Below are 24809 nucleotides of genomic sequence, written 5' to 3' on the forward strand. Positions count from 1 at the left end.
CCTTGCCAACACCATCACCTGCGGAAAGGATGGCGGGATGGATTTCTCTCCCGCCACCGCCATCGTCACGGGATCCGATTCGGGAATCGGCAGGGCCACCGCGCTGGCCCTGGCCGAGGCCGGCCTCGACGTCGGCATCACCTGGCACTCGGACTCGGAGGGGGCGGAGGAGACCGCCCGCGGAGTGCGCGCCCTTGGGCGGAAGGCCGTCGTCGCCGGGCTCGACACCACCGACGCCCCTGCCTGCGGCGACGTGGTCGACGCGATGGCCGAGGAGCTCGGCGGCGTGGACGTCTTCGTCAACAACGCCGGGGTCAAGGGCGGCACCCTGTTCCTCGAGACCGACTGGGATACCTGGCGCGGCACCCTCGCCGCGAACCTCGACGGGGCGTTCGTCTGCATCCAGCGGGCGGCGGCCCGAATGGTCAAGGCCGGCCGGGGCGGGCGCATCATCGCGGTCACCAGCGTGCACCAGGAGCAGCCCCGGGTCGGTTCCGCGGCGTACGACGCCTCCAAGCACGGGCTGGGCGGGCTGGTGCGGACCATCGCCCTCGAGCTGGCAGACCAGGGCATCACGGCCAACGCCGTACTGCCCGGGGAGATCTCGACCCCCATGAACGATGCCGAAGACGTGGATCCCCGAACCGTTGACCGGCCGGGCATTCCGGTGGGCCGTCCCGGCGACGCGAAGGAGGTCGCCGCGGTCATCGCCTTCCTCGCCTCACCGGCCGCAAGCTACGTCAACGGAGCATCGTTCGTCGTGGATGGCGGGATGCTCCTGATGGGCCCGCAGGCAGGGTCGCACCTCACCAGCGGGGCATGGCGCTCGCTCTGAGAAGCCGCATCCGGGCCTGTAACGTTGACCCGGTGAAACCTGTACCTCCCCGCCTCACCGCAGCCCTCTCCGCCGTTCTCCTCGGCGTAACGCTCGCCGCCTGCGGGTCTGACTATCCCCTGGGCCCGGAGCAGGAATCAGCGGCACGCAACGCCGACTCGAAGCTCCAGGGGGCCATCACCGGCGCCGGCTCATCGGCGCAGGGACCTGCCATGGAGGCCTGGCGGGCGGCCTTCGCCACCGTCAATCCACGCGCTCAGGTGCAGTACTCCCCCGATGGTTCCGGCGCCGGGCGCGGAGCGCTCCTGGCCGGGGCGGTGACCTTCGCCGGCTCCGACGCCTACCTCAGCGACGAGGAGCTCGCCGAATCCGCAGAGGCGTGCGGGCCGGGCGGCGCCTTCAACATTCCCGCCTACGTCTCCCCCATCAGCATCGCCTTCAACCTCCCGGGCATCACTGAGCTGAACCTCGACGCGGCGGCCATCGCCAAGATCTTCCGCGGTGAGATCGCCGTCTGGAACGACCCGGAGATCGCCTTGCAGAACCCTGGGGTCGACCTGCCCGGGACGCGCATCGCCCCGGTCAGCAGGTCAGATGACTCCGGAACCACCGAGAACTTCACCGACTACCTCCACGCCGTGGTGCCCGAGATCTGGACCGATGAACCCGACGGAACCTGGCCCGGAAGCATCGGCGGGGAGAACTCCAAGGGCAACTCCGGGGTGGTCAGCACCGTCTCGGGCACCGAGGGTGCCGTGACCTACGCCGATGACTCGGCCGTCGGACCGCCTCTTGGACGGGTGAACCTGCGCGTGGGCAGCGAGTACGTGCCTGTCAGCGCCGAAGCCGCCGCGGCCGCCGTCGACCTCGCCTCGATGGTTCCCGGCCGCCCCGACTACGACATGTCCCTCGAACTTGACCGCACGACGACGGCCGCGGGGACGTATCCCCTCGTGCTGGTGTCCTACCACATCTACTGCTCGAGCTATGAGAACGAACAGTCAGCCGAGGTGGCCAAGGCCTTCGGCGCGTATGCGGTGAGCGAGGATGGCCAGCAGGAGGCGGCCGAGGCCGCGAAGAGCGCCCCGCTCTCGGCCGAGCTCTCCCGCCGGGCCATGAAGTCGATCGCCGGGATCACCGTGGCGAAGAGCTGACAGCGCCTTCCCGGGGGCCGGGCAGAACGACGGCGGGGCACCGGTTGGTGCCCCGCCGTCGTCGTCCGTGCGCCGGCTCTGCGCCTACTGTCCGGCGCGAGGTCCGCCCGACTCCGGGTCGTCGAGGGACAGGTCCGGAAGGTCACCATTGGCCGGCGATGCCTCCGAGCTGACTCCGCTCGAGGGCGCGCTGATGTCGCCGCGCCATGCGCCGCTCTCACCGCCGCTCTTCTCGATGAACTCCTTGAACCGCTTGAGGTCGGCCTTCACCTGGCGCTTGTCGGCGTTGACCACCGAGCCGATCTTCTCGCTGAAGGTCTCGGGGTGCCAGTCGAGCTGCACCATCAACCGGGTGGTGTTGTCATCGATCCGGTGGAAGGTCACCACACCGGCATGGGATTCTCCGTCGGTGCTCTTCCACGCCACCCGCTCATCGGGGTGCTGCTCGGTGATCTCGGCATCGAACTCCCGCTTCACGCCGCCGATGCTTGTCACCCAGTGGGTGGAGGTGGCGGAAAGCTGGGTCACCGAGTCGACGCCGCCCATGAACTTGGGGAAGGTTTCGAACTGTGTCCACTGGTTGTAGGCCGTGCTGACCGGTACCGAAACTTCAATCGATTCCTGGACTGTTGCCATAACGCGTTCCTCCTTGGGGGTGGGGCCGGGACCGCTGTCCGCGGCCGGCTTGGACTCAACGTGATTCGCAAGATAATCAAAACAATAAGTACGCTTAGGATATGCAGATCCGTTGGATTTGGCTAATGCGCGGTGCCCGACGGCCGCAGCGCCACAGTGGCCTCAAACACGTCGATCGACCAGTTCCCGGCCGGGCTCATCTCGACGCAGCAGACCATTAACCGCGTGGTCCGCATGCTCGAGTCGGCAACGGCCGCCATCCGGGCCGGGCACACCGCCGCAGGGCGGGTACCCGGCGGCTGCCTTCGACAAAACCACAATTTTATAGTGTGTAGGCTAGTTAGACGGTCTAGCAGAAGGCCGATCACGAACACTTCCGGAGTTTGTGCATCGGTCCCTGAATTCCTGGGGTGCGCCAGCGGCTGATGCTCCACCTGGGACGACCGAACGAAACAGGACCAGAGATCATGGCCGACCGGGTTGCTGGGCAAACACCCACCGACTACCTTCAGGAACTCATCCTCGAAACCGACGATGTCGAAGAATTCCTCAACGAATTCGCGGCGTTTTCGGCCAACCAGTTGTTTGACCGCACCGGCGGGGTGCTCTGCGGAGTCACCCTTCTCCGGAGCAGGCGGGCGGGCACCGTGGCCAGCAGCAGCCCCGAGGCCAAGGCGCTCGACGAGATCCAGTACCGCCACACGGACGGGCCGTGCCTGACCGCCTGCGTCGAGCACCGGACCGTCCATGTTGCCGACGTGGCCACCGACGAACGGTGGCCCGACTACCTCTCCGACATCTCGCAGCACGGCGTCCAGTCGATCCTTGGAGTGCCCTTCGACCTCGAAGCGGGAACGATGGCGGCGCTGAACGTGTACTCCATGCAGAACGCAGGCTTCGACGAGGAGTCGATCCGCACCGCCGAGGGATTTGTCCGCCAAACCTCCAAGGCGCTGATGCTCTCGGTCCGCCTGGCCCAGCACAGCGACTCGGTGTCGAACCTCAAGGCCGCGATGAAATCCCGCACCGCCATCGATATCGCCATCGGGATCATCATGGCCCAGAACCGCTGCAGCCAGCAGGAGGCCTTCAACATCCTCAAGTCGGTCTCAAGCAGCCGCAACCGGAAGGTCCGCGACATCGCCGCTTCCGTGGTGGCATCAATCGGCCAGGGCGAGCCCGAGACGCACTTCGAGGCCTGAGCGGAAGCGGCCGCGCCTTCGCTGAAACTGCAGCTCACCACCCTCCGCAGGGCCCAAAACGTGGTTACCTACAAACTCGCGGAAATCTTCTTCCCTGGCCCCGCTGAAACTGCAGCTCACCACCCTCCGCAGGGCCCAGAACGTGGTTACCTACAAACTCGCGGGACCGGTCCGGGCCGGCTAGCGCGGAAGGGGTTCAGCGGCGCCGGCCCCGCCGGTTCTGGGGTGTCCCCGAGCCTGGCTTTCCTGCTTTCCCGGAGCCCTTCCGGGGCTCGGGCTTGGCGCCGGAGCGTTTCGCGCCGGACGGTGCGGCCTGCTTCTTTGACCCTTGCTGGGCCGCCTTCCGCGCCGATGCCTTCTGCGGCGCACTTTTCCGCGGCCCGTCCGCGGCCGAGGGCTGGCGCGAACTGCGTTCGGTCCTGCCGCGCACGATCCCGATGAACTCCTCGACGTCCTGCGAGTCGTTCCCTTCAAGCCAGGCGATGCCGATCGTGGTTCCCGGGAGTTCGGGCACCGGCCGGTGCACCGCGTCCCGGCGGGCGTGCAGCCGGGCCAGGGACATCGGAAGCACCACGACGCCGGCTCCCGATGCCGCCACCTCCACGGCTCCCGCCGGGCCTCCGCACTCCTCGACATCGAGCAGGTTCTCCGCCTCGAGCTCGACCAGCGGCACCTCGTCGAACAGCGAGATTTCATGCTCCTTGGAGGAGACCACCACTGCCTGTTCCTCGTACAGCGGGATGATGAACAGGTTCTCGCGGTTCACGGGAAGCCGGACGAAGAGGACGTCGGCTGCGGCCGAGTGCAGGGCGGCCACGGCGTCGTCGCCGTACTGCTGCAGCTCCAGCGGCACGTCCGGGTGCCGCTCCCGCCACCGGCCCACCCACTTGCCCGGGGTGACGCCGGCGACGAAGCCCACGGAAAGCCTTCGGGGCTTGAACTCTGGCACAACCTCACCCTAGTCCACCGGCAGCCGGGGCAGTGCCGGGGGCGGTTACGCTTGGATCATGACCCCCGCAAAAACCCCGCAGACCATGAAACCGGCCACCGCGGCCAAGAAACTTGGCATTTTCCTGCCCGCCGCCCCCTCGGAATTCCAGGAGCGGGAACTGACGCGTGGAGAGTTCAACGAACTGCAGCAGAGCCCGCCGGAGTGGCTCGCCGAGCTGCGCCGCAACGGCCCGCATCCCCGCCCGGTGGTGGCGCAGAAGCTGGGGATTTCCGTCAGCGGGCTCGCCCGCGGCGGCGTCACCGAGGCACTGACCACCGCGCAGATCACGGCGCTGCTTCAGGATCCCCCGGCCTGGCTCGTCACTGAACGCTCCACCCAGGCGGAGGTGCGCGCCGAGGCTGCCCGGGTCAAGGAGCGCAACGCCCAGCGGGCCCAGCAGGACCCCGCTCCACGGCCGGACAAGAAGTAGCCGCGCAGGAACAGCCGCTGTCCGGATAACCACTTTTAACGACGGTTTTCCTCCACCGCGTAGCACATTTGAGGCCTTTCCCGGGCCCGGGCCTCCGATTGACTTAATAGAACACGTATTCGAATATTGAGTCGTGACTCCACCAGCCGCAGGCGCCCTTGAGCAGGACGAGCCGTCCTTCTCCGGCTCCGGCGCGTCCGGTCCGCGGCTGGTTACGGCGCCGTCCCCGGGCATCCTTCCGGCGGACCTGCAGCAGCGCATCAACCAGATGCAGACCAGCCGGCTGGACTCGAAGCGGCTTCCCACGGTTCCGGCGCTGGCAAGGATCCTGCCCGGCGGCGGCCTGCAGTCCGGGGGCTCCTACTCGGTGCGGAACTCCGCCGCCCTGGCCATGGCGCTGCTGGCCGGGCCCTCCGCCCAGGGGGCCTGGTGCGGGGTGGTCGGGCTGCCCGAGTTCAGCGTTGAGGCCGCGCGGGAATTCGGAATCAACCTTGACCGGCTGATCCTGGTGCCCGCCCCGGGAGCCCAGTGGCTCACGGTGACGGCGGCCCTGGTCGATGTGGTGTCGGTGGTCCTGACGCGCGCACCCGAACACCTCGCCCCCACCGATACGGCCCGGCTCAAGGCGAGGCTCCGGCAGCGCGGGGCCGCCATGATCACTCTGGGGAGCTGGCAGCAGAGCGACTCAACCCTGGGTGTCGCCGAGAGTGTATGGGAGGGACTGGGCTCCGGGAGGGGTCACCTGCGCGCCCGCCGGATGAAGATCACTGCCACCCACCCCTCGGGCCGGTCCCGGCACGCCTATCTCTGGCTTGCCGACCTGCAGCACGGGCTGCGGGACCCGGCCGGCGGGTACCTCCCGGCCGGTGACGGCACCCCGGGCTCCGCCGACGGCGGGGATCCCCTCTTCTGGCCCACCCTGATGAACTCCTGATGGACAGCGCACCCGCCGGAGACGGCTCCCCGCCCACCGCCACCCGGACCCTCCTGCTGTGGTGCCCGGACTGGCCGATCACGGCCGCCCTGCGTGAACATTCCCTCGAGGCCGATGCGGCCCTTGCCCTGGTGTCCAAGGGAGAGGTTTTTGCCTGCTCCCCGGCCGCACGCCAGGACGGGGTGCGCCGGGGGCTGCGGGTCCGCGAGGCCCAGGCCCGGTGTCCGCACCTGATCTGCCTGCCCTACGACCCGGACCTCGACCAGCGCAGCTTCGAACCGGTCACCGCCGCCGTTGAAGCCATCCTGCCCGGGGTGCAGGTTCTCCGGCCGGGCCTGTGCGCAATCCGGGCCAAGGGCCCCTCCCGCTACTACGGCAGTGAGGAGAAGCTGGCCTCCGTCGTCTTCACCACCCTTGCCGCCATCGGCCTGACGGATGTGCGGATCGGGATCGCCGACGGCCTGTTCGCCGCCGAGCAGGCGGCCCGGGTCGCCGAGGAGACCGACGACGCCGACGCGCCGCTGTGCATCATCCCGCCCGGGCGCTCCCCCTGGTTCCTCAGCACGTTTCCCCTGGACGTCCTCGACCAGCCGAAGCTCGCAGTGCTGCTGCGCCGCCTGGGGATCCGCTCGCTCGGTGACTTCGCCGCACTGGAGGCGGCCGATGTCCGCAACCGGTTCGGCGAGGAGGGCGCACTGGCGCACCGGATGGCCAGCGGGATCGACTCCGCGGCCGTGGTGCCGCGCCTGCCCCCGCCGCAGCTGGACACCGCCGTCGATTTCGAGCCGCCGCTGGTCCGCATCGACCAGCTTGCCTTTGCCTTCCGGATGTCCGCCGAAGCCTTCGTCGGCCGGCTGCGGGGTGCCGGGCTTGTCTGCACGGCACTGCGGGTGGTGTTGAGCAGTGATTCCGGCGAGGTGTCGGAGCGCACCTGGCAGCACCCCCGCTGGTTCGACGCCGACGACGTGGTCGACCGGGTGCGGTGGCAACTGCAGGGGGGAAGGAACGCCGACAGCGGGCTGAGCTCGGGCATTACCCGGGTGCATGTGGATCCGGTGACTGTGGAGGACCTCGGCGACCATGCCGACGGGCTCTGGGGAACCGGCCCCGACGAGAGCGTCCACCACGGCCTGGCCCGGATCCAGAGCATGCTCGGCCACGGCGCCGTCCTCACGGCGATTATTGCCGGCGGGCGTCTCCTGGCGGACCGCCGCGTCTACATCCCCTGGGGCGACGCAGCCCCAGGCTCCGCCGGCACGCTTCCCCGGGACCGGAACCTGCCCTGGCCGGGGAGGCTGCCCGGGCCCGTCCCCGCCACGGTGTTTGCCGAACCGGTTCCGGCCGTCGTCGTCGATGCCGCGGGAAACGGCGTCGACGTCGACGGCCGGGGGGTGCTCAGCGCGGACCCCGCGTTTTTTTCGGCCGGCCGGAACACCGGACCGCGGTGGCCGGTGCAGTCCTGGGCCGGGCCCTGGCCGATCACCGAGCGCTGGTGGGATCCGGCGGGCCGGGTCCTGAACCGGTTCCAGCTGGTGGATCCGTCGGGCTCGGCCTGGCTGTTCCTCCTCGAGGACCACCGGTGGTGGGCCGAAGCCACCTATGACTGATGCACAGACCACCAATGCACTAACCACTAATTCACTGACCCGCCGGCCGATGCGCCGGCCCAACCGCCACCACCACCACCACCACCACCAATCAGGAGCCGACCATGGGATGGAGCAACCCGCCCGTACCGTGGTCGGACTTTGAGCGGAATCTCTCGGATTCCACCCGGCCGGGGCTGCCTCCTCCGGGCGCCGACGGCGGGGACAGTCCGGCCTGGTCGCGCAAGCGCCAGCCCTACACCCAGCCGTCCGGCCCCGAACCGGATGCCGGGCCCGCGGTGCCCTATGCCGAACTCCACGTGCACTCGAATTTCAGCTTCCTTGACGGGGCCTCAAGCCCCGAACACCTCATTGAGGAGGCCCGGCGGCTCCGGCTGCAGGGCCTCGCCCTGACCGACCATGACGGACTGTACGGGGCGGTCCGCTTCGCGGAGGCGGCCGAGAAGCACCAGGGGCTCTCCACCATCTACGGCGCCGAGCTCTCCCTCGGGCTGTCCAAGCCCCAGAACGGGGAGGCGGACCCCGAAGGCAGCCACCTGCTGGTCCTGGCCCGGGGATCGGCCGGCTACCACCGCCTGGCCGGGGCCATCACCGCGGCGCAGCTTTCCCGCGGTGCGGAGAAGGGCAGGCCCCGGTACGACGTCGGGGAGCTCGCTGCGCGGTCCGCGGGCCACTTCTTCATCCTCACCGGGTGCCGGAAGGGCACCGTCCGGCAGGCCCTTGCCTCCGGCGGCGCACCGGCGGCGGAAGCGGAACTTCGGCACCTGGCCGAACTGTTCGGCCGGGACAACGTGGCCGTCGAGCTCTTCGACCACGGCAATCCCACGGACAGCGTCACCAATGACGCCCTGGCCGCCCTGGCCGCCCGGATGGACCTGCCGCTGGTGGCCACCAACAATGTTCACTATGCCGACCCGGGCCGGTACCGGACCGCCACGGCATTGGCTGCGGTGCGGGCGCGCCGGAGCCTCGACCAGATGGACGGCTGGCTTCCGGCGGCGAGCACCGCACACCTGCGCAGCGGCGCCGAAATGGCGGCGCGGTTTCGGGCGTACCCGGGCGCCGTGGAGCGCACCGTCGACCTCGCGGCGGATCTGGCGTTCCGGCTGCGCAGTGTTAGGCCCGGCCTGCCGAACCTCGACCTGCCGGAGGGCCACACGCAGATGAGCTACCTGCGCCGGCTTGTGTGGGAGGGGGCGGACCGGCTCTATTCCGGCCGGGAGGAGGTCCGGGACCGGATCCAGCGGGAGCTCGACGTGATCGAGAGCAAGAACTTCCCGGGCTACTTCCTCATCGTCCACGACCTGGTGCAGTTCGCGCGGAGCCAGGGCATCTTGTGCCAGGGGAGGGGATCGGCGGCCAATTCGGCCGTGTGCTACCTGCTGGAGATCACGGCCGTGGATTCGATCAAGTACCAGCTGCCCTTCGAACGCTTCCTTTCCAGCATGCGCGATGAGGAGCCCGACATCGACGTCGACTTTGATTCGGACCGGCGCGAGGAGGTCATCCAGTACGTCTACCGCAAGTACGGGCGGTTCAACGCCGCCCAGGTGGCCAATGTCATTACCTACCGTCCCAAGTTCGCGGTGCGGGACATGGCCAAGGCGCTGGGGCACAGCCCGGGACAGCAGGATGCCTGGTCCAAGCAGGTGGAGCGCTGGGGAGGCCTTGTCTCCAGCACCGACCATGACATCCCCGAACCCGTGGTCGAGCTCGCCCGGAGCATCCTGACCTTTCCGCGGCATCTGGGAATCCATTCGGGCGGCATGGTGCTCACGGACCGGCCCGTGGGAGAAGTATGCCCCATTGAGCATGGACGGATGGAGGGGCGCACGGTCCTGCAGTGGGATAAGGACGACTGCGCGTGGATGGGGCTGGTGAAGTTCGACCTGCTGGGCCTCGGGATCCTCGCCGCGATCCAGTACAACTTCGACTTGGTGGAGGAACACTTCGGCGAGAAATGGGAGCTGGCAACCATCCCCAAGGAGGAACAGGGCGTCTACGACATGCTGTGCTTCGCCGATTCGGTGGGGGTCTTCCAGGTGGAGAGCCGGGCCCAGATGGGAATGCTTCCCCGGCTGCAGCCCCGCCAGTTCTACGATCTGGTCATCGAGGTGGCCCTGGTGCGGCCCGGGCCCATCCAGGGCGGAGCCGTCCACCCCTATATCAAACGCAAAATGGGCGAGGAGGAAGTCCGCTACCTCCATCCGGACCTCGAACCCGTCCTGGAGCGGACCCTCGGCGTGCCGCTGTTCCAGGAACAGCTGATGCAGATGGCCATGGTGGTGGGGGGCTGTTCAGGGGCCGACGCCGACCTCCTGCGCCGTGCGATGGGGTCCAAGCGCGGCGAGGAACGGATCGAATCGTTGAAGGCCCGGCTGTACGAGGGCATGGCCGCGAAGGGGATCCCCCCGGACACGGCCGATGCCATTTACAACAAGATCCAGGCGTTCGCGAACTTCGGCTTCGCGGAAAGCCACTCCATCAGCTTCGCGCTGCTGGTCTACGTCAGCGCCTGGCTGAGACTCCACTACCCGGGGGCCTTCCTTGCCTCACTGCTGCGGGCCCAGCCCATGGGCTTCTACTCGCCGCAGACCCTTGTCGCCGATGCCCGCCGCCACGGGGTCCAGGTGCTGCGCCCGGATATCCTCCACTCCGGGGTTTACGCCGGCCTTGAGCCCCTTCCCGGCTTCACCCCCGGGCCGGAACGCCGGGGCCGCACCACCGGGGCCGACTGCTGCGTCGAGGACCAGCAGCCGCCGGTCGAACCGTTCGACCGCAGCATCCCGTTCGATTCGACCCGGCACCGGCGCGACGGCAACTACGCCGTGCGCCTTGGCCTGGACAGCGTCCAGTCCATCGGCGCGAAGGTCGCCCGGAGGATCGTGGACGAGCGCACTCATTCCGGACCCTTCGAGGACATGAGCGACCTGGTCCGGCGCACCGAACTCACTGCCGCGCAGCTCGAACTGCTCGCCGCCGCCGGGGCGTTTGATTCAATGGGCCTGTCCCGGCGGGAGGCGCTGTGGAACGCCGGCCCGGCCGCCACCGAACGGGAGGGGCAGATCAAGGGAACGGCTGTCTACATCCAGCCCCCGTTGCTGCCGGAACTGTCGGGGATCGACGCCGTGGGCTCGGATCTGTGGGCCACCGGGATCACTCCCGATGACCATCCGGTGCGGCATGTGCGGGAGAGGCTGAAGCGCCGGGGCGCCCTTAGCGCGGCCGAACTGCAGGTGGCCGAACCGGGGCGGCGCGTGGAGGCCGGAGGGGTGGTGACCCACCGGCAGCGCCCGGCAACCGCCAGCGGAATCACCTTCATGAACCTTGAGGACGAAACCGGGCTGGTCAATGTGATTTGCTCCGTGGGCGTGTGGCAGCGCCACCGCCGGGTGGCCCGGGAAGCCAGCAGTGTGATTGTCCGCGGCATACTCGAACGCTCGGCCGAAGGGGTCGTGAACCTGGTGGCGGACCGCATCGAGGTGCTCCAGCTCAAGGCGACCACGCGCTCCCGGGATTTCCGCTGACCAATGGGAGCCTGGCCGCGGATGGCAGACAACAGAAGGCACCGGACAACAAAAGACACCCCGGCCGCCGGGCCGGGGTGTCTTGTCTGGTGCGCGAGGGGGGATTTGAACCCCCACACCCTTTCGGATACTGGCACCTGAAGCCAGCGCGTCTGCCGTTCCGCCACTCGCGCAGAAAAGTTTCCAAGCTTACCGATTCGTTCCGGTTTCACTTGTGAACAGCAGAAATAAGCATAACGGAGCATCCCAGAAAATACCTAAACGAGCCAGGGCGGCAGTCCGCGGGCGCCGGCTCTCCCTCCCCGCACCCGGCGGGCTTCCGGGCGGCGCGGCCGCGGCGGGCCGGGCCCTCAATAAGGTTATTACCAGGCCATCCCAGTAGTATCGAAGGGAACGCACCCGCGTTGATACGGTCCTGGGCACTTTCGCCCGGGACCTTGGGTACCGTACAGGTCCACGAGCACGGCACCGGACAAGACATCAGGCAGCGAGCGGTTAGGAGGTGGCACATGGGCATTCTCGACAATGTTGAACGTGGCTTGGAAAAGCTGGTCCGGGGCGCCTTCAGCACCGGATCCCGCTCCCGGGTCCAGCCCGTGGAGATCGCCAGCTCCCTGCGGCGCGAACTCGACCACAAGTCGCTGGTTCTGGCCGAGGGACGCACCCTGGCCCCCAACGTCTTCACTGCCCGCCTCTCGGACCCTGACTTCGAACAGGCCCAACAGTGGGGATCGGCCCTCGCCGAAGAGCTGTGCGACGTCGTCATCCGGCACGTCAACAGCCAGCAGTACACCCTCCAGGGCCCGGTGCGCGTCTCCTTCGCCAATGATCCGGCGCTGAAGCCCGGCGTCTTCGAGGTCGACTCAAGTATCGAAAAGCAGCCGGGGTCCCGGTCGCCCGCCGCGCCGGCGGCTCCCGCGCGCCAGCCCGTGCAGTACCAGCCCATCCTCGAACTCGAAGGCCAGCGCTACTCACTCAACGCCGGGTCCATCGTCCTGGGTAGGTCCTCCGAGGCGGACATCCTCGTCGAGGACACCGGCGTCTCGCGGCGCCACCTTGAAATCCGCACCGACGGTGGACGGGCCGTCGCCATCGAACTCGGCTCGACCAACGGCAGTTTCGTCAACGGCCAGCGCGTCCAGGGCCAGACCGAACTCACCGACGGCTCGATGATCACCATGGGCCGCACCCGCATGACCTTCCGACTGGTTCCCGTCCAGAACGGTGGACACCGGATATGAGCGAACTGACCGTGACGCTGCTGCGCTACGGATTCCTGCTTCTTGTGTGGATCCTGGTGATCAGCACCGTCAGCGCCCTTCGCCGTGACCTGGTGGTGGGCCAGCGCAACAAGACCGGCTCGCCCTCCCCGAGGCAGGCCCGGAAGCACCCGGAACTGGTGGAGGAGCCGGCGTCGCCCCGGCCCCAGGCCCGCCGGCTCATGGTGACCGAAGGCCCCCTGACGGGCACCACGCTTGACCTCGCCGCGAGCCCGATCCTGCTCGGCCGCGCACAGGAGGCGACGCTGGTGCTCGAGGACGACTATGCCTCGGGCCGGCACGCGAGGCTGTTCCCGCAGGGAAGCCGGTGGTTCATCGAGGACCTTGGCTCGACGAACGGAACCTACCTTGCGGGGAACCAGCTGACCCGCGCCCTCCCCGTCGACCCCGGCGTGCCCATCCGGATCGGTAAGACGGTTATCGAATTGAGGCCATAACCATGGCCTACTTCCTGCGGTTCGCCGCGCGCTCCGACGTGGGCATGGTCCGCGCCAAGAACGACGACTCCGCCTATGTGGGCCGCTACCTCGCCGTGGTTGCCGACGGAATGGGCGGCCACGCCGGAGGGAACATCGCCTCGGCCTCCACCGTCCTGGACCTGGTCCACCTTGACCGCAGCCATCAGCGCGGGGACGCCGGCACCGAACTGGCCGACGAGATCCAGACCGCCAACTCCCTGCTTTCGGAACTCGTCAGCACCAATCCGCAGCTCGCCGGGATGGGCACCACAGTGACTGCCCTGCTGCTGAACGGGGACCGGCTCGAACTGGCCCATATCGGTGACTCGAGGGCCTACCGGCTGAAAAACGGCGTCTTTGAGCAGATCACCACCGATCACACGTTCGTGCAGCGCCTGATCGATGAAGGCCGGCTCCGCCCCGAGGAAGCCGATGTGCACCCCCACAAGAACGTCCTGATGCGGGTGCTGGGCGATGTCGATGCGAGCCCGGAGTTGGATCTGCAGACCCTTGAGGTCGAGCCGGGCGAGCGGTGGCTTCTCTGTTCGGATGGACTCACGGCGGTGCTGAACGACCGCATGGTTGAGCAGATCGTTCGGGAGACCCCGAACCTTGACGAGTGCGTCAACGCGCTGGTGGAGCTCACCCTGGCCGGCGGGTCACCGGACAATGTCACGGTCGCCGTCATCGAGGTCGCCCTGACCACCGGCGACGAGCCAGAACCGGAGCTGCGCCCGGTTCTCCCCTCGGCCCGTGAGGCGGCAGGGGAGCGCGAGGCTTCCTCGGGACCCGCCGACGTCTCAGCCGCCGCTTCCGAGGGACCCGCCGAGCCGGCCGTGCGCGCCGACCTGATCCGTGCGGACCTCCTCAGCCGGCCGCACCTGCTTGTGGGCGCCGCGGCGCTTGCCACCGAGACCGGCCAGATCCCGATCGTCACCCAGCGCTCAACCGAGCGGCGGGCGGCCCTGATGCTCACCCACAAGGCCCAGGCGCCCGACGGCCCCCTCGAGGAGGCACCGGCGCCCCCGGTCCGCCGCTGGCTGGGCCCGGCCTTCGTCACGCTCGGGGTGCTGATCCTGCTGGCCGTCCTCGGATTCGGCTACACCTGGACGCAGACCCGGTTCTACGTTGCGGCGGCGGGGGACCGGGTGGCCGTCTACAACGGCGTCCCGCAGACGCTGGGTCCCATCCAGCTCAGCCACGTCTACGAGCGGACCACCATTCCGGTGTCGAACCTCCCGGAGTTCCGGCGCTCCCAGCTGGAGGGCGGCCTGCCCGCCAGTGACCTCCAGGAAGCCGAACGCATCATTGAGGACCTGCGGGGTGAACTGCGCGCCGTGGGCTGCGCGCCGGAGGGAGGCCCTCAGGCCACCGACGGCCCGAGCGCCGAACCGACCCCCGGCCCGTCCGCCTCCGCGTCCCCCAAGCCGACGGCATCCCCATCGGCATCACGTTCCGCGTCCCCGTCCGCGTCCCCTTCGGCATCCGCGGGCGCGACGTCGACCCCGCGGGCCCAGCCGTCACCCTCGGATGCTCAGACGGACCCCGGAGCCGTCACCGCCGACTGTGGAGGCAACCTCGAATGAGCGATGTCCTGACCGTCCCCCGCTCGCGGCGAAATGTGGAGGCGGCCCTGCTGCTGCTCGCCTTCGCCGTGGCCGTTGGTGCCAACTTCGTAGCGGGGCTTGAGCGCGAGGAGCCCTTCAACGACTACTTCTGGAGGCAGGCGTCCACACTGGTGGGCATGGGGATCCTCGTCCACCTCATCCTCCGCATCCGCGCGAAATATGCAGATCCCGTAATACTTCCGATCGTCGTCGCCCTGAATGGGATCGGTCTTGCCATGATCCACCGGCTCGACCTGCCCCGGATGGAGAACCCGGACTTCGTTCCCGTGGCGCCGCAGCAGCTGACCTGGACGGCGGTGGCGATCGTTGCGGCCTCATTCCTGTTGATCTTCCTGCGCGACCACCGCCTCCTCCGCCGGTTCACCTACATTTCGCTGATCGTCAGCGCCATCCTGCTGATGCTGCCGCTGACCCCGATCGGCCTGCCGATCAACGGTGCGCGCATCTGGATCAATGTCGGCTTTGGCACGTTCCAGCCGGGTGAGGTCGCCAAAATCACCCTGGCCATCTTCTTCGCCGGGTACCTCTCCACCAACCGGGACCTGATTCTGCTGGCCGGCAAGAAACTCGGACCCCTCCAGCTCCCCCGGTTCAAGGACCTTGCCCCGATGGTCGCCGCCTGGCTCGTGAGCATCGGCGTGCTGGTCCTGCAGCGCGACCTCGGGTCCTCGATCCTCTTCTTCGGCCTGTTCATGGCCATGATCTATGTGGCGACGAGCCGGGTGAGCTGGGTATTGATCGGGCTCGCCATGATCGGCGTCGGCACCTTCATCGCCCTTCAGCTGTTCAGCCATGTCGCGCTCCGCTTCGACAGCTGGCTCAACGCCTTCGACCCCGAGGTGTACAACCGGGCCCCGGGCGGAAGCCAGCAGGTGGTGCAGGGGCTCTTCGGGCTGGCCAATGGCGGGCTGGCCGGGACCGGGTTCGGCCAGGGCCGGCCCGACCTCGTAACATATGCCAACAGCGACATGATCATCGCCGCGCTTGGCGAGGAGCTCGGCATGATCGGCGTGTTCGCCATCATCCTGCTGTATATCCTCCTCGTCTCCCGCGGGTTCCGGGCGGCCCTAGGCACCAAGGACGGGTTCGGGAAGCTGCTGGCCTGCGGCCTTTCCTTCACCATCGCCCTCCAGTGTTTCGTGGTCATCGGCGGCATCACCCGGCTGATTCCCCTGACCGGGCTCACCACCCCGTTCATGTCCGCGGGCGGGTCATCCCTGCTGGCCAACTGGATCATCGTCGCCCTGCTGCTGCTGATTTCGGAGACCGCCCGCCGACCGGTGCGGACGGCCGCCCCCAGTGAACCGGCCACAGTTCCGTCGGTTTCAGGCAGGGGGGCGCTTCCGCGGCGCCCCAAGGAGGGATCACGTTGAACCAGGCAATCCGCAGCGCATGGGTGGTGGCGATCGGGATGTTCGCCCTCATTCTCGGATCGCTGACCTACGTCCAGTTCTTCGAGGCCGAGGAACTCAACACCAACGACTGGAACAACCGGCAGCTCTACCAGGACTTCGGCCGGCCCCGTGGGGCGATCCTCGTGGACGGCAAGGCAGTGGCGGAGTCGGTGCCCTCCAACGACCAGTTCAACTACCAGCGGGTCTACAAGGAGCCGAACCTTTACGCCCACCTGACCGGGTTCTACTCCCTGGTCAACGGGTCCACGCAGCTCGAGCAGGCCTCGGCCGGCCTGCTCTCGGGCACCAGCGACGAGCTGTTCTACGACCGGGTCGTTGGGCTCCTCTCCGGCGCCAGCAGCCAGGGCGCCTCGGTGGAGCTCACCATCGACCCCCAGATCCAGCAGCTTGCCTGGGATCTGATCCCGGAAGGACAGCGCGGCTCCATCGTCGTCACCGAGCCCGAGACCGGGAACATCCTCGCCATGGTCTCCAAGCCCTCCTACGATCCGAACCTGATCGCCGTCCACGACACCGAGATCGCTGCCCGGAACGTCGAACAGCTCTCGGCGGTCCCGGGCCTGTCGATCTACCGCAACCCGGCCACCGAATCCCTGGTGGCCCCGGGATCGGTCTTCAAGCTGGTGGTCGCCGCGGCGGCGCTCGAATCCGGCGACTACGACGCCGAATCCCAGATTCCCAACCCGCCCGTGCTCCCCCTTCCCGGCACCACCATCGGCCTGCCCAACTACGTCAATGGAACCTGCGCCACGCGCACGACCGCCGACCTGGAATTCGCCCTCGAGCAGTCCTGCAACACACCGTTCGCCCAGATCGCCTGGGACGTCGGCGAGGATGCCATCCAGGAACAGGCCCGGCTGTTCGGCTTCGGGGAGAGGCACCAGATCCCCGTGGCCGTCGAGGCCAGCCAGTTCCCCAGCGACCTCAGCCAGCCCGAGCTCGCCCAGTCGGCCATCGGCCAGTTCGACGTCAAGGTGACTCCGCTGCAGATCGCCATGGTTACCTCGGCGATCGCCAACAACGGCGTCCTGATGAAGCCGAACCTCATCAAGGCCGTGCGGGCCGCCGACCTCGAGCTGATCGATTCACCCTCACCCCAGGTCCTCCACGAATCCGTCAGCGCCGGCACTGCGGACCAGCTGACCGAGTGGATGGTGAACGTTGTGGACAACGGAACCGCCCGGGGCGCCCAGATTCCGGGCGTCGAGGTCGCGGGCAAGACCGGCACCGCCGAGGTCGAAGGGCGCGGAGACAACGCCTGGTTCACCGGATTCGCCCCGGCGGACGACCCCCAGGTCGCCGTCACGATCGTCATGGAGGATGTCGACCTGGCTACGGGATCGCAGCTCACAAGTCCAATTGCCAAGCAGATCTTTGAGGCGGTGTTGAACCAGTGAGGCCTACGTCGGGTATCACCCTGGGCGGCAGATTCCAGCTCACCGAACGCATTGCCATCGGCGGCATGGGCGAGGTGTGGAAGGCCCGGGACAAGGTGCTGGGCCGGGTAGTCGCCATCAAGATCCTGAAGGAGGAATATTCGGGGGACCCGGCGTTCCTGAACCGCTTCCGCGCCGAGGCCCGCCATACGGCCCTGCTGAACCACGAGGGCATCGCCAACGTCTTCGACTACGGCGAGGAGGAAGGCTCGGCCTACCTCGTCATGGAACTGGTGCCCGGCCAGCCCCTTTCGGCGGTGATCGAGCGCGAAGGGGTGCTCTCCCCGGACCGCGCCCTCTCGATCATCGGCCAGACCGCCACCGCCCTCGCTGTCGCGCACCGGCAGGGACTCGTGCACCGCGACGTGAAGCCGGGAAACATCCTCGTCCTCCCCGACGGGCGCGTGAAGATCACCGACTTCGGCATTGCCCGGCTTGCCGACCAGGTGCCGCTGACCGCGACGGGCCAGGTGATGGGCACCGCCCAGTACCTCGCGCCGGAGCAGGCCACCGGGCAGCAGGCCACCGGCTCGAGCGACATCTACGCCCTGGGCGTTATCGGGTACGAGCTGCTGGCCGGCCGGCGCCCCTTCTCCGGAGAGTCGCAGATCGCCATCGCCCTGGCCCAGGTCAATGACGCCCCGCCGCCGCTTCCGGAGCACATCCCGCACCCGGTGCGGGCACTGATCGCCTCGATGCTCGCAAAGGACCCGTCCGACCGGCCGGCGGATGCTGAATCCCTGTCCCGCGCCGTTGACGCCATCCGGGCCGGTTCGATCCGCGTCGCCGAGGCCGCGGTCCCCGGGATGCTCCTGTTCGGAGGCGACGCCGAGGCGACCGCCGCCGTGCCCCGCCAGGACACCGCGGCCACGCGCGCGGTGCCAGCTCCGTCGACCTCCGCGATGCCGACGGTCGCCGCGGCGGCCGCGGTTCCGGCCGCCGCAGGGACCGGCGGTCTTGCCGCTTCCCGGGACTGGACCGAGGAGGAGGTGGAACCGGGCGTCCCGCAGGAACGCGAGGAGCGCCGCCGCAACCCCTGGCTGCTCCCCGTCATCATCCTTCTGCTCATCGGCCTCCTGGCGCTGGCGTCGATCCTCATCTGGCCGCTCCTGACCGGCGAACGCGGAGACCCCGCGCCCGCGACGACGAGTTCCGCCCCCCGCTCGACCCCTCCGAGTCCGCGCCCCACGCCGACGACGCCTTCTCCGACGCCGGAGCAGACGACACCGGAGCCCGCGGCGATCGTGATTGACCCGAATGCATACCTGGGAAGGAATGTTGACGAGGTCACGGCGGAGCTCACCGCCCTGGGACTGTCGGTGAACCGCAGCGGCGAGCCATCGCTCGAGCCGGCCGGCACGGTGATCGACATCAACCCGGTCGGCACCGTAAGCCCCGGCCAGACCATCCAGCTGACCTTCTCGGAGGGCCCCCGCCAGGTCGCCGTCCCCGGTGGCCTCGTGGGCCAGGACGAGGGAACGGTCCGCCAGCGTCTCGTCGATGCGGGCCTGGCTCCGGTCAACGCCGGATCCGAGGTGTCCGACCAGCCGCAGGGCTCGGTCCTCCGGATCGATCCCGCCGAAGGCACGAACATCAACGAGGGTTCCGAGGTCCGGTACATCGTCTCCTCGGGCCCCCCTCCCACGACGCCGCCGGTCGAGGACGACGAGGCTTCGGCTGCGCCCACGCCCGGCGCGACGACCCCGGGATCGTGAGCCACCGTGGAGGGAATCCCGATGACGGCTGAGCGTGTCCTCAACGGCCGGTACGAGGTCCTGCACCTGATCGGACGGGGCGGTATGGCCGACGTCCACCTCGGCCGGGACATCCGGCTCGGGCGGTCGGTCGCCATCAAGGTCCTGCGCAAGGACCTCGCCCGGGACCCGCTGTTCCAGTCACGGTTCCGCAGGGAAGCGCAGGCGGTGGCGGGGCTGAACAACCCCAATATTGTTGCCGTCTACGACACGGGCGAGGAGGAGATCCCCGACCGGCCCGATCACGAGGTGCGGGTGCCGTTCATTGTGATGGAGTACGTGGAAGGCCGCACCCTGCGGGACCTGGTGAGGTCCGGGGAGCTGAACGAGCAGGATGCCGTGCGGTACCTGGCCGGTGTGCTTTCCGCGCTTGAGTACAGCCACCGCGCCGGGATCGTCCACCGGGACATCAAGCCCGCCAATGTCATGGTGACCCCCGAAGGCCGTGTGAAGGTCATGGACTTCGGCATCGCGCGGGCGATCGCCGACTCGGCGGCAACCATGACGCAGACCCAGGCCGTAGTGGGCACGGCCCAGTACCTTTCGCCCGAGCAGGCCCGGGGCGAGACGGTCGATGCCCGCAGCGATCTCTACTCGGCCGGGTGCCTGCTGTACGAGCTGGTGGCCGGGAGGCCTCCCTTTGTCGGCGACAGCCCGGTGTCGGTGGCGTACCAGCACGTGCGGGAGGAACCCAAACCGGCCAGCAGCTTCAATCCGCAGGTCAGTCCGGCCCTCGACTCGGTGCTGGCCAAGGCCCTGGCGAAGGACCGTGAGGATCGATTCCAGGACGCCGCCTCCTTCGCGGCCGCCCTTGAGGATGCCCGCCGCGGCAAGGTCTTCAGCGATACCGGGTCGCTGCCCACCCAGGCTCTGGCGACCGTAGAGCCTGCGACCCGGATGGTGCCGGCAGCGGCAGTGACTTTTCCAGCTGAGGCGGACGGGTCTCCCGCGACGCGCACCATGGAGAAGGTGCCCTCCTCCGGTGCCTCTTCGCTCGCCGCCCTGACCCACCGGGAGGAGGACCTGCTTCCGGCGCCCCGGGAGGACTATGACGACGAGGGCCACCGGAGCTCACACCGCCGGGCCTGGATCGTGGTGTGGGTCCTGGCCGCGGTGCTTGTGGTTCTCGCGGCCGGGTATGCCCTTCTCTACTCTGTCGGCAGGTCGGAGCCGGAGGCTCCACCCCGGATCGAGGTTCCTGCTGTGGCCAGCATGACCGAGGCCGACGGGGTCGCGACCCTCTATGAAGCCGACCTCATTCCGATCGTCGAAGAACGCTTCCATGCCACGACGGAGGCAGGGCTGGTCATCGACTCCGACCCGGCCGCCGGCGCGCAGGTCGAAGCCAAGTCCCGGGTGACCATCTCGATTTCCAAGGGTCCGGCCAATATCGCCGTACCCGAGGGCCTCGCCAACCTGACCGAGTCCTCGGCCCGTGAGGCTCTTGAGGCGGTCGGCCTCAAGGGCGGGGAGATCACCGAGACGCCGAGCCCCGACGTGCCGCAGGGCCGCGTGGTCTCCACGGACCCGCAGGCCGGGCAGTCCGTTCCCGCCGGCAGCGCGGTGAACCTCGTACTCTCCAACGGCAGGGTGGGCGTTCCACAGCTCATCGGGCTGACCGAGGCCGAGGCCAAAGCTGCCTTGGCCGATCCCGCGGTGAAGCTGCCCTTCCGGGTGGAGTTCGCCGAGGACAAGGATTCGGAGCCCGGCACGGTCCTGGAACAGAGCTCACCAGCGGCCTCCGAGGTGAACCAGGGGACCGAAATCGTCCTCACCGTTTCGCGTGCGCCGGAGCCGACCGAGGATCCGACGCCTCCGCCGTCCGCCCCCGAGACCGAACCCGAGACCGAACCCCGCCCTCCGGGTGGGGGAAAACCAAGCGATAAGCCCTCGCCCAAGCCCGACGATCCCTGACCCGACCCCGAAACCGGAGTCGGGGGAAATCCCGGATCCCTGGCGCACGGGCACCGACCCGGGTCGACCCGGCCAGCAGGGAAAGTCAGCGGGCCAGCGGGGACGGTCAGCGGGAGATCAGCGGACTGAGCGTGGCGGCCTTCGCCGCTGCGCCCTCAAGGCCCAGGGACTCGAGCCAGGTGCCGAGCATCTGGTAGCCACCCTCGGTGAGGACGGACTCCGGGTGGAACTGCACCCCGCACAGCGGTGCGGTCCGATGCTCAAGGCCCATAATGATTCCGCTGGCAGTGCGGGCCGTCACCTCGAGTTCGGCCGGAAGGTCGTCGCTGACGGCTGCCAGCGAGTGATAGCGGGTGGCGGTCAGGGGCGACGGGAGGCCCGCGAACACGCTCCCGGAGGTGTGCTCGACGAGCGAGGTCTTGCCGTGCATCAGTTCCGGTGCGTGGGTCACCGTGCCCCCGTAGGCCTCGGCGAGGGCCTGATGGCCCAGGCAGACCCCGAGCATCGGCTTCGCATGGTCCCCGCACCAGCGGATGAGGTCAACGATGACGCCGGCGTCGGCGGGTGTGCCGGGGCCGGGGGACACCAGCACGCCGTCGCGGCTCTCGGCGAGGGCCGCGGCTTCGGCGAGCGTGACGTCGTCGTTCCTCACGACGGTGGTCTCCGCCCCGAGTTCCTGAAGGTACCCCACGAGGGTGTAGACGAAGCTGTCGTAGTTGTCGACGACGAGAATCCGGACTGAATCAGCCATTTCACAAATGCCAATCGTTTTTGGGTGATGGATCCAATTGTGTCACCGCGCGGGGCTTCCGACAGCATCGGGGCGGTGGGACGGGGTGCTGGGCGCATCCTCCGGTGCCGGTCCTGCAGTCCCCGTCCCTGCCGCTGGTTTCTTGGTTAGAATCGACAGCAGGAACCGTGCCCGCGCCGGAGTCCGCAAGAGTCGGCGCGGAAAATCGTCGGGCGGCCCCGCCGCGCCATTGAAGGCCGGCCGTTCCCGCCCGGCCCGTCAAGGAGGATAAGTGCCCGAGTCAAAGCCCCGCAGGAAGACCGCACCGGCCAGGACTGCTGTCGCAGCGGAGCCCAAGCCCAACCCGGTCTGGTACAAGCCGGTCATGTTCGGGCTGATGATCCTTGGCCTGCTGTGGATCATCGTCTACTACATCTCCGAAGGCACCCTGCCCGTGCGGTCCTGGGAAGGACTGAACATCGTCGCCGGCTTCGGCATCGCGATTGTCGGGTTCCTGATGACCACGCGCTGGCGCTGACGGAGCCGATGCCCGGTGGGGACGCGCGCCGGCCCTCCTGAGGGGACGCCCGCGCCCGGGGACGTCGTCGTCATCACCGGAGCCTCAAGCGGGATCGGCCGCGCCACAGCCCACGCCTTGGCCGGAAACGGCGCCCGGCTCGTCCTCGCCTCCCGCGCGCCCGAAAGCCTCGGAGACGTCGTCGCCGAGTGCACCGCGCTCGGCGCGCGGGCCGTGGCCGTTCCTACCGATGTGACCCGTGAGGCCGACGTCGAGGCCCTGATGGAGGCGGCCCTGCGCGCCTACGGGCGCGTCGACGCCTGGATCGGGTGCGCGTCCTCCTACAGCTACGGGACCTTCGAGGACACCCCGTCAGCCGTCTTCCGCCGCATCGTCGAGACCACACTCTTTGGACAGGTGCATGGGGCCCGCGCCGTCCTTCCACACTTCCGCGCACGGGGCCGCGGCACCCTCGTCCTCGTGGGGTCGGTGTTCTCCAAGGTCTCCGCCCCCTATATCTCTCCGTATGTCACGGGCAAGTTCGGACTGCTCGGCTTCGCCGAGGTGCTGAGGCACGAATACCGGGACGCTCCGCAGATTTCCATCTGCGCCGTCCTGCCGGCCACCATCGACACACCCATCTACCAGCATGCCGCGAACTACACCGGCAGGGAGATCCACCCCCTTCCTCCGGTGGTTGCCCCCGAACGCGTCGCCCGCGCCATCGTACGCACCGTGCGCCGTCCGAGGCCGGTCCGGGTGGTGGGACGCCTCCAGGGCGCCGCTATCCCACTTTCCGCCTTCCTCCCGGGCCTCTATGCGCGCTGCATCCACCCCCTGATGGACATCCTGGCCCTCCGCCGGGGGTCGACCTCCCCGGCCGCCGGGACGGTCTTCGCGCCCGACCCCTCGACCAACCGCGTGACCGGCGGGTGGCGGACCGCAGCCGCCCTGCGGTCCTGGCCGTACGGCCCACGGTCTGCCCGTCGGCGGAAGTCCCGCCCATCGCATGCAGGCGCCGGAGAACCGGCTCCACGGAGCGGGACCGGGGCCTGAAGCCCCATCGCCACAGCACCGGCCTCCGGAGTGCCGGGAGCGCGGTCCGCCAGGGAGCACCCGACCAGGGTGCCGGGAGCGCGGTCCGCTCGGGAGCGCCCGATCAGGGATGGGGGCCCCGAAGAGGCCGCTGTGAACAGATCGTGGGCATGGGGAAACCCGGCACGGGACCGTCAGCGACAGCAGCCACATTTGTCCCAATATTCCCTGTACACACGTTGTGCACTAAGTTATCCACAGGTGTGGAGAAGATTGGGGGAAAATCCTCCCGATCGGCCGAGTGCCGCCCCATTGTTATCCACATCTGTGGAATTACATGTGTGTAAGTTTTCCCCGGTGTGGATAAACCCTGTGGATAAAGCGAAGGGATCCGGCGGCCTGAGCGGCCGCCGGATCCCTTACCGGTTCGTTGTACACAGCTGTCGATGCCGCCTACACCGTGATGAGGGCCGATCCGAGGAACGTCAGCACGGCGAGGAGAGCCGTCACCGCTCCCACTCCGCTCCACTGAAGTGCCGGGCGCATCCGGCCGCGGGGCACATAGGCCAGCACGGCCGCAACGGCGGCCCCGGTCAGCAAGCCGCCCAGGTGGGCCTGCCAGGCGATGCCTGGCACGACGAAGCCCAGCACCCCGTTGACGGCGATGAGGACGAGGATCTGGCGGACGTCCCCGCCCCGCTTCTTCTGAATGACGAAGAGGGCGCCGAAGAGGCCGAAGACCGCGCCGGAGGCTCCGACGACCGGCTGGAACGGGTTGCTCAGCAGCAGGACCCCCACGGAGCCGCCCAGGGCGGAGAGCAGATACAGAGCCAGGAAACGGGCGCGCCCGAGCGCCGGCTCCAGCGACTGGCCCAGAATCCACAAGGCATACATATTGAAGGCGATGTGGAGCAGGAAATTGGGCGAGTGAAGGAACGCGGCGGTGAACATCCGCCACGGCTCGGCCTCAATGGTCCCGGCATACCCCGCGGTGTACAGCGGGGCATACTGCAGCGCCGCGGTCAGGCCGGGGACGGCCATCTGGAGCAGGAACAACAGGACACAGGCGCCGATAAGGACGAGGGTGACCACCGGCCGCCCCGAGGTCGCTGCGCCGCCGAAGGCGGTGGTGGTCCTGGGGGTGTTGCGTGCCTGTTCTGCGATGCAGTCCACACACTGGATGCCCACGGCGGCCTGGCGCTGGCACTCCGGGCACGCCGGCCTGCCGCACCGCTGGCACCGAACATAGCTGATGCGGTCGGGGTGCCGCGGGCAGACCGGCGCCTCCTGCGACGGACTGCCCGCGGGGACTCCGTAGGACACGGA

Annotated in this window: 20 protein-coding genes and 1 tRNA gene; 16 read left to right on the forward strand and 5 right to left on the reverse strand. The window is 68.6% G+C overall.

Features of this window, described 5'->3' with window-relative positions; genetic code table 11:
* Positions 1 to 37 precede the first annotated feature (37 nt).
* Both GVV77_RS06625 and pstS read left to right on the forward strand, forming a co-directional pair.
* The gene (locus GVV77_RS06625; RefSeq protein ID WP_159617361.1) at positions 38 to 835 is read left to right on the forward strand and encodes an SDR family oxidoreductase; all 798 of its coding nucleotides are present in this window, start codon (positions 38 to 40) and stop codon (positions 833 to 835) included.
* Between the two features lie 32 nt (positions 836 to 867).
* Entirely contained in the window at positions 868 to 1989 is a 1122-nt protein-coding gene (pstS, locus tag GVV77_RS06630; protein WP_159802011.1) for a phosphate ABC transporter substrate-binding protein PstS, read from the forward strand.
* A gap of 84 nt (positions 1990 to 2073) precedes the next feature.
* On the opposite strand, the gene GVV77_RS06635 is transcribed toward pstS, so the two are convergent.
* On the reverse strand, positions 2074 to 2625 hold the full coding sequence (locus tag GVV77_RS06635) for an SRPBCC family protein (RefSeq protein WP_159617363.1): 552 nt from the start codon (positions 2623 to 2625) through the stop codon (positions 2074 to 2076).
* 467 nt (positions 2626 to 3092) lie between these two features.
* Between GVV77_RS06635 and GVV77_RS06640 the strand changes: the two genes are divergently transcribed.
* Positions 3093 to 3827, forward strand: a complete 735-nt coding sequence (locus tag GVV77_RS06640) for a GAF and ANTAR domain-containing protein (RefSeq protein ID WP_159617364.1) — start codon at positions 3093 to 3095, stop codon at positions 3825 to 3827.
* 196 nt (positions 3828 to 4023) lie between these two features.
* Here the strand turns inward: GVV77_RS06640 and GVV77_RS06645 are convergent, their stop codons facing one another.
* Complete coding sequence (locus tag GVV77_RS06645; RefSeq protein ID WP_159617365.1) at positions 4024 to 4776, reverse strand: LysR family transcriptional regulator substrate-binding protein; 753 nt, start codon at positions 4774 to 4776, stop codon at positions 4024 to 4026.
* A gap of 58 nt (positions 4777 to 4834) precedes the next feature.
* Here GVV77_RS06645 and GVV77_RS06650 point away from each other — a divergent pair, with 58 nt between their 5' ends.
* From GVV77_RS06650 to GVV77_RS06665, 4 genes are all read left to right on the forward strand, one after another.
* The gene (locus GVV77_RS06650) at positions 4835 to 5248 is read left to right on the forward strand and encodes a DUF5997 family protein (protein WP_159617366.1); all 414 of its coding nucleotides are present in this window, start codon (positions 4835 to 4837) and stop codon (positions 5246 to 5248) included.
* Positions 5249 to 5381: 133 nt separating this feature from the next.
* The gene (locus GVV77_RS06655; RefSeq protein WP_159617367.1) at positions 5382 to 6182 is read left to right on the forward strand and encodes a hypothetical protein; all 801 of its coding nucleotides are present in this window, start codon (positions 5382 to 5384) and stop codon (positions 6180 to 6182) included.
* Positions 6182 to 7789: a DNA polymerase Y family protein gene (locus GVV77_RS06660; RefSeq protein ID WP_159617368.1), complete on the forward strand. Its 1608-nt coding sequence runs from the start codon at positions 6182 to 6184 to the stop codon at positions 7787 to 7789. The genes GVV77_RS06655 and GVV77_RS06660 overlap by 1 nt, the downstream gene beginning before the upstream one ends.
* Before the next feature lie 104 nt (positions 7790 to 7893).
* Entirely contained in the window at positions 7894 to 11316 is a 3423-nt protein-coding gene (locus tag GVV77_RS06665) for an error-prone DNA polymerase (RefSeq protein ID WP_159617369.1), read from the forward strand.
* An 87-nt stretch (positions 11317 to 11403) separates the two neighbouring features.
* On the opposite strand, the gene GVV77_RS06670 is transcribed toward GVV77_RS06665, so the two are convergent.
* Positions 11404 to 11489, reverse strand: a tRNA-Leu gene (locus GVV77_RS06670).
* Positions 11490 to 11825: 336 nt separating this feature from the next.
* On the opposite strand from GVV77_RS06670, the gene GVV77_RS06675 reads away from it, so the two are divergent.
* Genes GVV77_RS06675 through pknB form a run of 7 tightly spaced genes read left to right on the forward strand, consistent with a single transcriptional unit; the run spans position 11826 to position 21201 of the window.
* Positions 11826 to 12557: an FHA domain-containing protein gene (locus tag GVV77_RS06675; RefSeq protein ID WP_159617370.1), complete on the forward strand. Its 732-nt coding sequence runs from the start codon at positions 11826 to 11828 to the stop codon at positions 12555 to 12557.
* Positions 12554 to 13033, forward strand: a complete 480-nt coding sequence (locus tag GVV77_RS06680) for an FHA domain-containing protein FhaB/FipA (protein ID WP_159617371.1) — start codon at positions 12554 to 12556, stop codon at positions 13031 to 13033. The genes GVV77_RS06675 and GVV77_RS06680 overlap by 4 nt, the downstream gene beginning before the upstream one ends.
* Positions 13034 to 13035: 2 nt before the next feature.
* Positions 13036 to 14640: a PP2C family protein-serine/threonine phosphatase gene (locus GVV77_RS06685; RefSeq protein WP_246199676.1), complete on the forward strand. Its 1605-nt coding sequence runs from the start codon at positions 13036 to 13038 to the stop codon at positions 14638 to 14640.
* Positions 14637 to 16055 (forward strand): FtsW/RodA/SpoVE family cell cycle protein, encoded by a 1419-nt coding sequence (locus tag GVV77_RS06690; protein ID WP_159617372.1) that lies wholly within the window; start codon positions 14637 to 14639, stop codon positions 16053 to 16055. The genes GVV77_RS06685 and GVV77_RS06690 overlap by 4 nt, the downstream gene beginning before the upstream one ends.
* Complete coding sequence (locus GVV77_RS06695) at positions 16052 to 17494, forward strand: peptidoglycan D,D-transpeptidase FtsI family protein (RefSeq protein ID WP_159617373.1); 1443 nt, start codon at positions 16052 to 16054, stop codon at positions 17492 to 17494. Before GVV77_RS06690 ends, GVV77_RS06695 begins: the two co-directional genes overlap by 4 nt.
* Positions 17491 to 19248: a protein kinase domain-containing protein gene (locus tag GVV77_RS06700; RefSeq protein ID WP_159617374.1), complete on the forward strand. Its 1758-nt coding sequence runs from the start codon at positions 17491 to 17493 to the stop codon at positions 19246 to 19248. The genes GVV77_RS06695 and GVV77_RS06700 overlap by 4 nt, the downstream gene beginning before the upstream one ends.
* A gap of 21 nt (positions 19249 to 19269) precedes the next feature.
* Positions 19270 to 21201, forward strand: a complete 1932-nt coding sequence (gene pknB, locus GVV77_RS06705) for a Stk1 family PASTA domain-containing Ser/Thr kinase (protein ID WP_159617375.1) — start codon at positions 19270 to 19272, stop codon at positions 21199 to 21201.
* A gap of 106 nt (positions 21202 to 21307) precedes the next feature.
* On the opposite strand, the gene GVV77_RS06710 is transcribed toward pknB, so the two are convergent.
* Entirely contained in the window at positions 21308 to 21952 is a 645-nt protein-coding gene (locus GVV77_RS06710; RefSeq protein ID WP_159617376.1) for an anthranilate synthase component II, read from the reverse strand.
* Between the two features lie 271 nt (positions 21953 to 22223).
* Here GVV77_RS06710 and GVV77_RS06715 point away from each other — a divergent pair, with 271 nt between their 5' ends.
* Both GVV77_RS06715 and GVV77_RS06720 read left to right on the forward strand, forming a co-directional pair.
* Positions 22224 to 22469 (forward strand): cell division protein CrgA, encoded by a 246-nt coding sequence (locus GVV77_RS06715; RefSeq protein WP_133404290.1) that lies wholly within the window; start codon positions 22224 to 22226, stop codon positions 22467 to 22469.
* A gap of 15 nt (positions 22470 to 22484) precedes the next feature.
* A complete protein-coding gene (locus GVV77_RS06720) occupies positions 22485 to 23504 on the forward strand; it encodes an SDR family NAD(P)-dependent oxidoreductase (RefSeq protein ID WP_159617377.1) in 1020 nt (339 codons plus the stop codon).
* A 432-nt stretch (positions 23505 to 23936) separates the two neighbouring features.
* Here GVV77_RS06720 and GVV77_RS06725 read toward each other — a convergent pair whose 3' ends face one another.
* Complete coding sequence (locus GVV77_RS06725; protein ID WP_159617378.1) at positions 23937 to 24806, reverse strand: rhomboid family intramembrane serine protease; 870 nt, start codon at positions 24804 to 24806, stop codon at positions 23937 to 23939.
* Positions 24807 to 24809 lie beyond the last annotated feature (3 nt).

The sequence above is a fragment of the Arthrobacter zhaoguopingii genome (genome assembly GCF_009828605.1).
Lineage (GTDB): Bacteria > Actinomycetota > Actinomycetes > Actinomycetales > Micrococcaceae > Arthrobacter_D > Arthrobacter_D zhaoguopingii.